Annotated in this window: 10 protein-coding genes and 1 riboswitch; of the genes, 5 read left to right on the top strand and 5 right to left on the bottom strand. The window is 72.9% G+C overall.

Going from position 1 to position 12,928, the window contains the following annotated elements; all coding sequences use genetic code 11:
- The first annotated feature begins 126 nt into the window (after positions 1–126).
- Positions 127–1,683: a DUF5691 domain-containing protein gene (locus ACRWND_RS17785; RefSeq protein WP_431950418.1), complete on the top strand. Its 1,557-nt coding sequence runs from the start codon at positions 127–129 to the stop codon at positions 1,681–1,683.
- 63 nt (positions 1,684–1,746) lie between these two features.
- Here the strand turns inward: ACRWND_RS17785 and ACRWND_RS17780 are convergent, their stop codons facing one another.
- Positions 1,747–2,160: a cobalamin B12-binding domain-containing protein gene (locus ACRWND_RS17780; protein WP_431950416.1), complete on the bottom strand. Its 414-nt coding sequence runs from the start codon at positions 2,158–2,160 to the stop codon at positions 1,747–1,749.
- Between the two features lie 243 nt (positions 2,161–2,403).
- On the opposite strand from ACRWND_RS17780, the gene ACRWND_RS17775 reads away from it, so the two are divergent.
- On the top strand, positions 2,404–3,222 hold the full coding sequence (locus tag ACRWND_RS17775; protein WP_431950414.1) for an esterase/lipase family protein: 819 nt from the start codon (positions 2,404–2,406) through the stop codon (positions 3,220–3,222).
- A gap of 140 nt (positions 3,223–3,362) precedes the next feature.
- A complete protein-coding gene (locus tag ACRWND_RS17770; RefSeq protein WP_431950412.1) occupies positions 3,363–4,775 on the top strand; it encodes a M23 family metallopeptidase in 1,413 nt (470 codons plus the stop codon).
- Between the two features lie 160 nt (positions 4,776–4,935).
- On the opposite strand, the gene pcrA is transcribed toward ACRWND_RS17770, so the two are convergent.
- Positions 4,936–7,368, bottom strand: coding sequence for a DNA helicase PcrA (pcrA, locus tag ACRWND_RS17765; protein ID WP_431950410.1), 2,433 nt, complete (start codon positions 7,366–7,368; stop codon positions 4,936–4,938).
- A 248-nt stretch (positions 7,369–7,616) separates the two neighbouring features.
- Positions 7,617–7,778, top strand: a riboswitch (cyclic di-AMP (ydaO/yuaA leader).
- Between the two features lie 8 nt (positions 7,779–7,786).
- Between pcrA and ACRWND_RS17760 the strand changes: the two genes are divergently transcribed.
- Positions 7,787–8,926, top strand: coding sequence for an NlpC/P60 family protein (locus ACRWND_RS17760; RefSeq protein ID WP_431950408.1), 1,140 nt, complete (start codon positions 7,787–7,789; stop codon positions 8,924–8,926).
- A 28-nt stretch (positions 8,927–8,954) separates the two neighbouring features.
- On the opposite strand, the gene ACRWND_RS17755 is transcribed toward ACRWND_RS17760, so the two are convergent.
- The gene (locus ACRWND_RS17755) at positions 8,955–9,308 is read right to left on the bottom strand and encodes a hypothetical protein (RefSeq protein WP_431950406.1); all 354 of its coding nucleotides are present in this window, start codon (positions 9,306–9,308) and stop codon (positions 8,955–8,957) included.
- Positions 9,309–9,647: 339 nt separating this feature from the next.
- Between ACRWND_RS17755 and ACRWND_RS17750 the strand changes: the two genes are divergently transcribed.
- The gene (locus ACRWND_RS17750) at positions 9,648–10,709 is read left to right on the top strand and encodes an NlpC/P60 family protein (protein WP_431950404.1); all 1,062 of its coding nucleotides are present in this window, start codon (positions 9,648–9,650) and stop codon (positions 10,707–10,709) included.
- A gap of 204 nt (positions 10,710–10,913) precedes the next feature.
- On the opposite strand, the gene ACRWND_RS17745 is transcribed toward ACRWND_RS17750, so the two are convergent.
- Both ACRWND_RS17745 and ACRWND_RS17740 read right to left on the bottom strand, forming a co-directional pair.
- Positions 10,914–11,585, bottom strand: coding sequence for a LuxR C-terminal-related transcriptional regulator (locus ACRWND_RS17745; RefSeq protein WP_431950402.1), 672 nt, complete (start codon positions 11,583–11,585; stop codon positions 10,914–10,916).
- The gene (locus tag ACRWND_RS17740) at positions 11,582–12,883 is read right to left on the bottom strand and encodes a PspC domain-containing protein (protein ID WP_431950400.1); all 1,302 of its coding nucleotides are present in this window, start codon (positions 12,881–12,883) and stop codon (positions 11,582–11,584) included. The genes ACRWND_RS17745 and ACRWND_RS17740 overlap by 4 nt, the downstream gene beginning before the upstream one ends.
- Between the last annotated feature and the right edge of the window lie 45 nt (positions 12,884–12,928).

The raw sequence follows: 12,928 nt of genomic DNA, 5'->3' as shown, positions 1-12,928 counted from the left end.
CCGGCACCGCAGACGGACGCACGGGGACGCTCGCGCGGCAGGCGTGGCGCACAGGTGGCTCACGCGCGGGGACGACGGGGACGACGGGACGACGGGGACGACGGGGAGCATGAGGACGGGGGAACGATGACATCGACGTGGGCGACATCGACGTGGGCCGACCTGGTCGGCACCGCGCTCCTCGGCACCGACCGCAGGGGCGGCACACCCGCAGAGCTGCTGGACTGCGCCGCGCACACCGTCCTGCGGCGCCGCGCCGGCATACGGCCGGCCACGGCGAGGTCGCGACCGGCCGCGGCGCCCCACGATCCGCGCCCACCGCTGCCCGAGGCGGCGCGGCGGCGCCTCGCCCAGCTCCTGGCGGACCGCTCGGGCGGAGGCGGCGGGGGAAGCCGGCGCGGCGCCGCCGCCAACTTCGCCGAGTTGCTGCCCCAGTGGCTGGCCGAGGCCCGCGCCCGCGGCTGGGCGGCCCCGCCGGATCTGCTGCCCGCGCTGCTGGACGCCGCCCGCGCGCGCACCGACCTGCGGCCGGACGCCCTGGCGCTGGCGGGGCCGCGCGGGCTGTGGCTGGCGGAACTGAACGCGGACTGGCGGTTCGCGCTGCGCGCCGGGGCGCCCGGCGTCCTGCCGGACACCGGCGACCCGCATGCCGTGCGGACGCTGTGGGAGGAGGGCCTCTTCGCCGAACGGGTCGCCCTGCTGGCCGGACTCCGGGCCCTCGACCCGGACCGGGCACGCGAGCTGCTGCGCTCGGGGTGGGCCGCCGAGCGGTCCGAGGACCGCCTGATGTTCCTGGACTCGCTCCGCGAAGGCTTGTCGCCACAGGACGAGCCGTTCCTCGAGCAGGCCCTCACCGACCGCAGCCGCAATGTGCGGGCCACCGCCGCCGAACTGCTGTCGGCCCTGCCCGGCTCCGCCCTGGCCGCCCGGATGGCGGCACGGGCCAGGACGTGCGTCGCGTGGGACCCGGCGGGCGGCCGGATCGTCGTGGAGGCGCCGTACGAATGCGACCCGGCCATGGAACGCGACGGCGTGGTGGCGATACCGCCGGCCGGGCGCGGGGAGCGGGCTTGGTGGTTCGGTCAGGTGGTGGACGCGGCGCCGCTCGCCGTGTGGCACGAGCGGCTCGGCGGCCGGACACCGCAGGAGATCATCGCGCTGCCGGTCGCCGACGACTGGCAGGCGGATCTGCACGCGGCGTGGTGCCGGGCGGCGGTACGCCAGGGGGACACCGCCTGGGCACGTGCGCTGCTGGGGCCCGCCCCGGCCCCCTCGACGGTGGTCAGCCCGGTCGGGGACCCGGCGAGGCTGCTGTCGGTCCTCCCGGCCAGGGAGCGGGCGGAGTGGGTAGCCCGTTTCATCGCGGCGCACGGCCTGTCGGAGGCATTCCAGATGCTCGCGGTCTGCGCCGTTCCCTGGTCCGGGACGCTGGGGGCCGCGGTGGTGGACGCCCTGGACATCGCACGGGACGCGGGCAGCTACCCGTGGAGCTTCAGCGGGGTGATGGGCCTGGCCGAGCGCTGCATGGACCCGGCGGAGGCCGACCGCGCGGCCCCGCTGGCCGCGGTGTCCGCCGAGTCCGCGGACACCTCACCGGGCGCCGGGGCGTACTGGGCGGAGGCATTCCAGCGCCTGGTCGGCACCTTGCGCCTGCGGGCCGCGATGCTCGAGGAACTGGCTTGAACGCGGCGGCCGAGGGCGGGCCCGCGGCGGTACGGGGGCCGCCCGCACCGCCGCCGGTGGCGATCAGGCCTCGGCCGGATGGCGGATGTTGTCGTTCACCCAGGCGACGACGTCGCCCGTCGGCGTCCCCGGGGTGAAGATGGCGGCCACGCCGAGTTCCCGCAGCGGGGCCATGTCGTCCTCCGGGATGATCCCGCCGCCGAAGACCTTGATGTCCTCCGCCTCACGCTCGCGGAGCAGCTCGATCACCTTGGCGAAGAGCGTCATGTGGGCACCGGAGAGGATCGACAGCCCGATCGCGTCGGCGTCCTCCTGGATCGCGGTGTCCACGATCTGCTCGGGCGTCTGGTGGAGACCGGTGTAGATGACCTCCATGCCGGCGTCCCGCAGCGCCCGGGCGATGACCTTCGCCCCGCGGTCGTGACCGTCCAGGCCCGGTTTGGCGACCACCACACGGATCGGTCCGGACACTCCCATCGCTGCCTCCATACACGATTGCTGCGCTCAGCGGGCACATGTGTGAACGAACGTTATCGCCAGCATCCCCCGTGCGGACAGTTTCACGAAGCGCCCGGAGGGGGAAATCACACATGGGACACGTTCACGTTGGAAACGCGTTCGGCCCGCCGTCGACCTCAGGTTCAGCAGGCGACGCGGGCCGTCGCGTTCTCGGCGCACGGGGGACAGGGCCGTCTCCGTGTGCCCCACGGGAGGTAGGCCATGGGCGTCCTGTCTTTCGGTGTCGGAGACCGTCTGGTGCGCCAGGCGGCCTACGTACGAGCCGCGGCGATCGAGATCGCCATCCTGACCGGTCATGTCTTCCTCTACCCGACCGGAATCTTCCAGGAACGCGGGCCGCAGCAGGCGGCCGGCGAGTCGGAGGCCCTGCCCCGCCTCCCCACCGTGGGCCGCAGCCATCCCCCGGTCCTGCTGCTGCACGGCTTCGTGGACAACCGCTCGGTGTTCGCGATGCTCCGCCGGTCGCTGCGGCGGCACGGATGGCCACATGTCCAGGCGCTCAACTACTCGCCACTGACCTGCGACATCCGCACGGCGGCCGCCCTGCTCGGGCGCCACGTCGAACAGATCTGCGAGCAGACGGGGCACCGCCGGGTGGACATCGTGGGCCACAGCCTCGGTGGGCTCATCGCCCGCTACTACGTCCAGCGCCTGGGCGGCGACACGCGGGTGCGCACCGTGGTCACCCTGGGCACCCCGCACGCCGGCACCCGGGCCGCGCCGCTGCTGAACCCGCACCCGATCGTCCGCCAGATGCGTCCCCACTCCGACCTCATCGAGGAGCTCGCCAAGCCCGCCCCTGGTTGCCGCACCCGCTTCGTGGCGTTCTGGAGCGATCTGGACGAGCTCATGAGCCCGGTCGAGGCCGCCCGACTCGACCATCCCGACCTGATCGCGCGCAACGTCCACGTCGCGGGGGTCGGCCATCTGACCATGCCCGTCCACGCCGGCATCGCCGCCGGCGTCCGGCAGGCGCTGCTCGGCGAGGAACTGGCGTCCGGAGCCGTCGACGCCGCGTGACGGCCTTGCCCCATAAGCATCGAAAGGCCATCGAACACGGGGCACCGAAGACGCCTGGACACCGCCGAAGATTGTGGGCGTCGCCCGCTGGGGGATACAGTCGCCGCTAATTCTCCTGCTGCCGAGGCGAAAGAGAAGCGGTGAACGACCGTCATCCGGCGGGGTACGCCCCCCAGTACAGCGGCTACGGGTACGAGGGGCATTCCGACGCCTCGTACGCGTCCATGGGCGCCGCTTACACCGATGACATCCCCCCCTTCGGCTCCCACCAGAGGTACCCCGCCCACGGCACAGGGGCCTACACCGCCGTCCCCTACGCCGACACCGTCGACACCGGATACTGGCCCTCGGAGCAGACGACCGGCACCCCCGGCTACGGCGAGCACACGGGCGCGGACACCGGCGCCTGGTATCCGGACCCATCGCAGACGCAGCCGGCGGCGGCCTACGACTACGCGCACTACGAGCACACGGCCCTCCACCCCGCCTACGGCGAGCCCGACGCCGCCCATGGCCTCGTGTCCGAGCCCCCCGCCTACGAGCAGCCCGCGCAGTACGGGACCGTGGCCTACGCCGCGGAAACCTACGACACCGCTGCGTACGAGACCGGGCACTACGACACCGGGACGTACGAAGCCGGGCACCACGACACCGGGGCGTACGAACCGGAACAGCACGAGCCGGGGCCGCACGAAACCGACGCCTATGGCGCCGCCGCGGACGACACCGTCGACGCCACCCCCGACGCCGACTCCGGGGAGCCGGAGGTCGGCAGCGACGACGGCGCCGCGCAGGCCGCACTGCCACGCCCGCGCAGCGGCGGGGGCGGCGGGAGCCGCAGGCGCCGCCAGGCCCGGCGCTCGGCCCTGCTCACCGTCGCCGTCCCCTCCGTGGCGGTGATGGGTGTCGCCTGCGCGGCCGCCGTCACCGTCAACACCGAGGAACCCGACAGCAGCCGCACCCAGGCCGACGGCGCACCCGAAGCGACCAACGCCCCGACGACGAAGTTCGACCAGCAGCTCGCGGTGCTCAACCGGGACGTCGACGACTTCACCGACCGCGCCAGCCGGAGCCAGGAACGCATCGACCTCAAGGAGCGCCAGGCGCTGGAGCGCGCGAAGAAGGCCGCGGAGGCGGCCCTCAAGGAGCAGGTGCGCCCCAAGTTCCTGCTCCCGGTCAGCGAGCACGGTCTGAGCGCCTACTTCGGTCAGGCGGGCGTGAACTGGATGTCGGTCCACACCGGCATCGACTTCCCGGTGAACTACGGCACACCGGTGATGGCCGCGACCGACGGCGTCGTGCGCACCCAGTGGAACAGTGCCTACGGCAACATGGCGGTGGTGACGGCCCCCGACGGCACCGAGACCTGGTACTGCCACCTGAGCAGCACCAAGATCCGCTCGGGCTCGGTCAAGGCCGGCGACGTCATCGCCTACTCCGGCAATTCGGGCAACTCCACCGGCCCGCACCTCCACTTCGAGGTGCGTCCCTCCGGCGGGGCCGCCATCGACCCGCTGCAGTGGCTGATCAAGCACGGGGTCGACCCGCGCTGAGCCTTCGGCCACCGGCCCCGGCACCGCCCCCCCGCACCGGTCCCACCCCGCAGCAGAACCCCGGCCCGCCCGCAGCCCCGTCCCCGCCGTGCCCGGTGTCCGCACCGGCGGCGCGCCGCCACCGGCCGCGCCGGACGCCGACGCGGCCGGAGCGAGCGCGCTAGAGCCTCTCCACCGGCGCGTACCGCAGCAGCAGCACCTTCGGCCGCTCGTCTCCGAAGTCGATGGTGGCCTTGGCCTTCTCCCCGCTGCCGTCGACCGCGACGACCGTGCCGAGCCCGAAGGTGTCGTGCGTGACCCGGTCCCCGACCGCCAGAGAGATGACCGGCCGGTCCTGGGTGCGCCGGGTCGCGAAGCCGGAGGGGCCGCCCTTCGACGGCGAACGCGACAGCATCGAGGCCGCCGCCGACACCGAGGCGGAGGGCGCCGCGGAGGCGCCGGTGCGCTTCCACTCGATGAGCTGCTCGGGGATCTCCTCCAAAAAGCGCGAGGGCGGGTTGTACGAGGGCTGGCCCCAGGCGCTGCGCATGGTGGACCGGGTCACATACAGCCGCTGCCGCGCCCGGGTGATGCCGACGTAGGCGAGCCGCCGCTCCTCCTCCAGCTCCTTGGTCTGGCCGAGCGCGCGCATATGCGGGAAGACCCCGTCCTCCATGCCGGTCAGGAAGACCACGGGGAACTCCAGGCCCTTGGCGGTGTGCAGCGTCATCAGCGTTATGACGCCGCCGCCCTCGTCGTCGTCCGGGATCTGGTCGGAGTCGGCGACCAGCGCGACGCGCTCCAGGAACTCGGCGAGCGTGCCGGGCTCCTCGTCGGTGCGCTCCTGCTCGAACTCCAGGGCCACCGCGGCGAGTTCCTGGAGGTTCTCGATGCGGGTCTCGTCCTGCGGGTCGGTGGATGCCTGCAGCTCCGCCAGATAGCCCGTGCGCTCCAGCACGGCCTCCAGGACGGTGGCGGGGCCGGCGCCGGAGTCCACGACCGTGCGCAGCTCCTCCAGCAGCTCGTTGAACCGCTTGACGGCGTTGACCGAGCGGGCGGCCATGCCGAAGGCCTCGTCGACCCGGCGCAGCGCGGCGGCGAAGGAGATGCGCTCGCGCGCGGCGAGAGCGTCGACCATCGCCTCGGCGCGCTCCCCGATGCCGCGCTTGGGCACGTTCAGGATGCGGCGCAGCGGGACGGTGTCCTCGGGGTTGGCCAGCACGCGCAGGTAGGCCAGGACGTCCCGGACCTCCTTGCGCTCGTAGAAGCGGACCCCGCCGACGACCTTGTAGGGCAGGCCGACGCGGATGAAGACCTCTTCGAAGACACGGGACTGCGCGTTGGTCCGGTAGAAGACGGCGACGTCGCCGGGACGGGCGTCCCCGGCGTCGGTGAGCCGGTCGATCTCGTCGGCGATGAACTGCGCCTCGTCGTGCTCCTGGTCGGCGACATAGCCGGTGATGACCGGGCCCTGCCCGGCTTCGGTCCAGAGGTTCTTCGGCCGGCGGGAGGCGTTGCGCTCGATGACGGCGTTGGCGGCGGTCAGGATGTTCTGGGTGGAGCGGTAGTTCTGCTCCAGCAGGATGGTGCGGGCCTGCGGGTAGTCCTCCTCGAACTGGAGGATGTTGCGGATGGTCGCGCCGCGGAAGGCGTAGATGCTCTGGTCGGCGTCACCGACCACGCACAGCTCGGCGGGCTCCTCGCCCTCGCCCGCGTCCCCGGTGCCGACCAGCTCGCGCACCAGGGTGTACTGGGCGTGGTTGGTGTCCTGGTACTCGTCGACGAGGACGTGCCGGAAGCGGCGCCAGTAGTGCTCGGCCACGTCAGGGAAGGCCTGGAGCAGGTTGACCGTGGTCATGATGATGTCGTCGAAGTCGAGCGCGTTGGCCTCGCGCAGCCGCGACTGGTACATCGCGTAGGCCTCGGCGAGCTTCTTCTCGAAGGCGTTCTCGGCCTGGCCGGCGAAGGTCTCCTCGTCGATGAGCTCGTTCTTGAGGTTGGAGACCTTGGCGCTGAAGGACTTCGGCGGGAACTGCTTGGGGTCCAGGTCCAGGTCGCGGCAGACCAGGGCCATCAGGCGCTTGGAGTCGGCCGCGTCGTAGATCGAGAAGCTGGAGGTGAAGCCGAGCCGCTTGGACTCCCGGCGCAGGATGCGGACGCACGCGCTGTGGAAGGTGGAGACCCACATCACATTGGCGCGCGGGCCGACCAGTTGCCCGACGCGCTCCTTCATCTCCCCGGCCGCCTTGTTGGTGAAGGTGATCGCCAGGATCTGGCCGGGGTGCACCTTGCGGGCGCCCAGCAGGTACGCGATGCGGTGGGTGAGCACCCGGGTCTTGCCGGAGCCCGCGCCGGCGACGATGAGCAGCGGGGAACCGGTGTGCTCGACGGCGGCGCGCTGCTGCTCGTTGAGCCCCTCGAGCAGCGCGGCCGGATCGAGGGCCGGGCGCGGGGCCCCGTCCCGGTAGTACGCGTCCCGGTCGACGGGCGCGTCGAAGCGCCCCTCGAAGAGGTCGTCGGGGACCGTGTCCGGCTCTTCCTCGGGAGGCGGCGGGGGCTCCCCCTCCCTCGGTTCGAGGCCGGCCAGGAAGCTGTCGTCAAAGAGGCTGCTCATCGCCTCCCGAGTCTAGGCCGTGCGGCGGACAGCGTTGCCCGCCTTGCCCGAGCCCGGCCCCCTTGGGCGCGTTGACCGCCGGACACGGCCCCGCGGGCCCGGTCCGCAGCCTCCGGGAACCGTCCGGGGAAGGTGAAGGTCACGAAATGATTGCGGACAATTCGAACACCAGGGTTCCCAGGGGCCCCCGCAGTGACTACCGTGCCGGATCAGGCGGTCCGCTCCAGCGGCGGCGACCGTGCCGTCACGGGCCGCCTCCGCTGAGTCCGGCGACCGCCGGAGCCGGGGACCCGAACGACCTTGGGGTGAATCGGTCCGTACGAGCGCAGTGTGCGCCCGTACGCACCGTAGGGCGGCCTTCCGAAGCCCGAACCCGACAGCTAACCCGGTAGGCGGTCCACGGAAGGAGCCGCCAGACTTGGCGACGCACCGCAAGCCGCGCCCGCATCCGCTGACCGTCCCCGGCCCCCGGGCCGCGGTGGGACTCACGACCGCCGCACTGGCGACCGTCACCCTCTTCGGCGAAAGCGCGAGCGCGGCCCCCGCCTCACCGGACAAGCCCTCGATCACCGAGGTCAAGGCCCAGGTCGACACGCTCCGCCACCAGGCTGAGGCCGCCACCGAGCGCTACAACGGCGCCAAGGAGCAGACACAGCGGCAGCGCGCACGCGCCGACGCGCTGCTGGACCAGGTGGCCCGCAAGACCGAGACGCTGAACGCCGCCCGCCGCACCATCGGCGAGTACGCCGCGGCGCAGTACCGCAGCGGCGGTCTGGACGGCACGGCGACGTTCCTGCTCACTTCCGACCCCCAGGGGTTCCTGGAGCAGGCGCACCTGATGGACCGCCTGTCCGAACAGCAGGAGCACGCGCTGGAGACCTTCCGCTCCGAACAGGCCGAGACGACGGCCAGGCGCGCCGAGGCCGTCGAGAGTTTGCACGAGCTCACCGAGGCGCAGCAGCGGCTGAACGCGGAGAAGACCGCGGTCAAACAGAAGCTCGCCGCGGCGCAGAAGCTGCTGAACAGCCTCACCGCCCAGGAGAAGGCACGGCTGGCGGCGCTGGAGAAGAAGCGCCAGGAGGAGGCGGCCGCGAAGGCCGCGGAGATCGCCGCCAGGGAGAAGGCCGCCAAGGAGGCCGGCTCCTCCACCGGATCCACCGGATCCACCGGATCCACGGGCTCGACGCCACCGGCGTCCGGCAGCTACGCCGCCAAGGCGGCCACGGCGATCGCGTTCGCGCGCGCGCAGCTGGGCAAGCCCTATGTGTACGGGGCCACCGGCCCCAACTCCTACGACTGCTCGGGCCTGACCCAGGCCGCCTGGGGCGCCGCGGGCGTCAAGATCCCCCGTACCACCTACGACCAGGTCGACTTCGGCAGCCGCGTGAGCGCGAGCCAGCTGCAACCCGGTGACCTGGTCTTCTTCTACTCCGACATCACCCATGTCGGCCTCTACATCGGCGGCGGCCAGATGATCCACGCCCCCCACACCGGGAGCGTGGTGAAGATCGCCCCGATCACGGAGATGCCGATCTACGGTTACGCCCGGATGGCCTGAGCCCCCGCCCGGCCGGCCGCGGCCGGGCTCAGGTCCACAGCACCGCGATGAAGATGTTGGCGGTGGTCAGCGCGCCCACGGTGCCGAAGGCCGCCGCCGGCACCTTCTCCTCGTCCCGCTTGACGTAGACCAGGCCGAGGACGACCACCAGGATCGCGAGCTTCACACCGATCTTGATGTTGTTCACCGGCTGGTCGTCGGCCTGGTTGAGGCCGACCAGCAGCGCGCCCGTGACCAGCATGGTCAGCGCGCCGTGCAGCATGCCCGGCACGAAACGGGCCTCGCCGCGGCCCATGGCCTTCATCTGGGTGAGGAAGCCGCCGAGAAGGGCGGCGATGCCGACGATGTGCAGGCCGACGATCAGGTTGATGAGTACGTCCATGGCTCAGGACCCTAGCCAGCCCGTAGCAGCGCCCCGCACCGAGGTCGGACTCTTCCGCGGCATCGATCACGGCCGGACCGCAAGTGACCAGGTCACCCGTCGAACAGCGGTCATCCACGGGCAGTCCGCGGCCGAATCGGACCAGTCCCGCACACTCCCCGGCTCCCCCGCGGCGTCCCGGTTTAGCGTCCTGCCCCAGGTGGCCGATCCCCACTGCCGTGAGGACCCCGTCCTCGGCACGGCCGCCCCCGCCGAAGGTCCGGCGGCGGACGGCGCCCCGTCCGCCCGCCGCCGGACCGCCGGGGGGTGTACGGAACAGCCCGGAAGGAGTCACGGCGCGTGGCGTCGCACAGAAGGCCCAAGGAACGCGGACCCGCAGGCACGACCCTGCGCACCGCCGTCGGTCTCGCCCTGGCGGGCGCGGCAACGGTGACGGTGTTCGGGGAGGCCGGGCACGCGGAGCCCCGGCTGACCACGGACGAGGCCAGGGCCGAGGTGGACCGGCTCTACGAGGAGGCCGAGCAGGCCACCGAGCGGTACAACGGCGCGAAGGAGAAGGCGGACACGGCCACCGAGCGGATCGAGCGGCTCCAGGACGAACTCGCCCGCAGGACCGAACGCCTAGGCGACGCCCGCGACGGCCTCGGCTCCCTCGCCACCGCCCAGTACCGCAGCGGCGGCCTCGACCCCGCAGTCCAGCTGGCCCTCGACTCCTCCCCCGGCGACTACCTGGAGCGCGCCGGCATGCTGGACCGGATGAGCAGCCGCCAGAGCGCCGCGCTGCGCGTCCTGTCCGCCCAGCGGCGGGGCGTCGAGCAGTTGCGCGCCGAAGCCGCCGCCGAGATCGACGAGCTGCGCGGCAGCCGCGCCGAACTCGCCCGCCACAAGCGCACCGTGGAACAGCGCCTGGCCTCCGCGCGGCGACTGCTCGACCGGCTGACCGCCGCCCAGCGCGCCGAGGTGCTCTCCTCCGGGGGCCATGGCTCCGCCGACCCGGCCCGGGCCGGGCGCGCCACCTCCCGCACCGGTCTGGCGCCCGCCGCGGCCCCCAACGCGCGTGCCGCCCGCGCCGTCTCCTTCGCCTACGGCTCCCTCGGGCTGCCCTACGTCTGGGGCGCCACCGGGCCCTCTGCGTACGACTGCTCGGGCTTCACGCAGGCCGCGTGGCGGGCGGCCGGGGTCTCCCTGCCACGCACGACGTACACCCAGATCAACGCGGGCACCCGGATCCCCCGCTCCGGACTGCAGCCCGGCGACCTGGTGTTCTTCTACTCCGGGATCAGCCATGTCGGCCTCTACGTGGGCAACGGCATGATGATCCACGCCCCCCGGACCGGAGACGTCGTCAAGCTCGCCCCGGTCGACCAGATGCCCTTCGCGGGCGCCACCCGGCCGGCGTGACACCCGTGCCGGGTCGCCCAACCCGGTGTCACGGCGCGGGCTCACGCAGGGGGTCAGCCCGGCCCAGGCCCTCGCCCGCCACCGAGGTGCCGGCGGACACGAAGGCATCCGGCACGAAACGACCGCCCGAGGCAAGAAGCCGGCACCCCGCCGACCACCTCCCCCGGCGTCACGCGGCGCGAGTGGCACCCGCGCCGCCCCGGCTCAGACCAGCCGGCGCGCGGTCGCCCACCGCGTGAGCTCGTGCCGGTTGCTCAGCTGCAACTTCCTCAGCACCGCGGAGACATGCGACTCGACCGTCTTCACCGAGATGTACAGCTGCTTGGCGACCTCTTTGTACGCATAGCCCCGCGCGATCAGCCGCAGCACCTCGCGCTCGCGCTGGGTCAGCCGGTCCAGGTCCTCGTCCACCGGCGGGGCGTCGGTGGAGGCGAAGGCGTCCAGCACGAAGCCGGCCAGCCGGGGCGAGAAGACGGCGTCGCCGTCGGCGACCCGGAAGACCGAGCTGACCAGGTCGGGGCCTGTGATGGTCTTGGTGACATAGCCGCGGGCGCCGCCGCGGATCACCCCGATGACGTCCTCGGCTGCGTCGGAGACCGACAACGCCAGGAAGCGGACCGGGTGTTCGGCGTCGCCCATGAGCCCCGCGCAGCGCTTGAGGACCTCGACCCCGCCGCCGCCGGGCAGGTGGACGTCGAGCAGCACGACGTCCGGTCGCGTCGCGGTGATCACGGAGACCGCCTGGTCCACGTCTGCGGCCTCGCCGACCACCTCGACCCCGGTCCGCTCGGTCTCGCCGATCTCGGCCTGCACCCCGGTGCGGAACATCCGGTGGTCGTCGACGAGGACGACCCTCGCGCGCCGTTCCGTGCTCATGAGGGCCTCCCTGGCTCCTGCGCCCTGTCCATCTCCAGCTCCACTTCCGTCCCCCCGCCCGGTGCGGAGCGCAGCCGCGCCTCGCCGCCGTTGCGCCGCATCCTGCCGATGATCGACTCCCGGACGCCCATCCTGTCCGGCGGCACGTCGTCGAGCTCGAAGCCCGGGCCGCGGTCGCGGACCGACACGAAGACCCTGCTCTCCTCGACCTCCGCGTACACCTGCACGGCTTCGTCCCCACCGTACTTGGCGGCGTTGACCATGGCCTCGCGGGCCGCCTGCATCTGCGCCACCAGGCGTTCGTCGAGCGGGCAGTCACCGACGCACACCACCTCGACGGGGACGCCGTGCGCGTCCTCCACCTCGGCCGCGGCGCGGCGCACCGCCTCGGCGAGGCCGGCCGGTTCGTCCTCCCGGCCGTTTCCCTCGGGCCGGTAGAGCCAGGCCCGCAGCTCCCGCTCCTGCGCGCGGGCCAGCCGGGCCACCTCGCGCGGGTCCTCGGCGTGCCGCTGGATGAGGGTCAGGGTGTGCAGCACGGAGTCGTGGACGTGCGCGGCGACCTCGGCGCGCTCCTGCGCGCGGATGCGGGCCAGCCGCTCGGCGGAGAGGTCCTGGGCCATGCGCACGAGGTACGGGCCGGCGATCAGCGCCACCCCCACCAGGACGGCGAGCGCAGCCTGCAGGATGGTGCCCAGATGGCTGACCGAGCCCTGTACGACGAGGAACGCGGTCACGCCCACGCCGACGAGGATGACCCCGGCGGCGCCACGCGCGAAGGGCAGCAGCCTCTTGCGGCGGCTCAGCTCGGCCCAACGGGCCCGGCGGGCGTTGTCGGCCTGCCGCCACACCAGGGCGACGCCGAGCCCGACCAGCAGCAGCGGCCACACGTAGGCGTTGGCCTTGCCGAGGTGCAGGTTGTCCAGCAGGATGCCGACACCGATGGCGAGCGCGACGAGCGCGACGACCTGGCCGCGGTCGGGCCTGCGCCCGGCGAGCCAGGAACGGGCGTCGCGCGGCTCCTTGGCCTCGACCACTCCGCCGACGCCCAGCGGCACCACGAACCAGAAGACCGCGTACAGCAGGATGCCGAGGCCCTGGATGGTGGCCAGGACGACGAAGACCACCCGCACCCAGGCCACGGGCAGTCCGAGGTGCCCGGCCAGCCCGCGGGCGACGCCGCCGATCACCCGGCCCTCGGAGCTGCGGTAGAGCTTGCGGACCGGGGATCCCGCTGCATCCGGCGGCGCGAAGTACGACGCGCCGTTGGGCGGGCTGGTCGGCGGTCCGGCGGCTGGCATGTCCCGATCGTCACACGTTTCGCGGGCCGGGGGTATCAGGGTTCG

Source organism: Actinacidiphila sp. bgisy167 (genome assembly GCF_965342175.1).
GTDB lineage: Bacteria > Actinomycetota > Actinomycetes > Streptomycetales > Streptomycetaceae > Actinacidiphila.
This window is presented reverse-complemented; position numbering and strand designations above follow the sequence as displayed.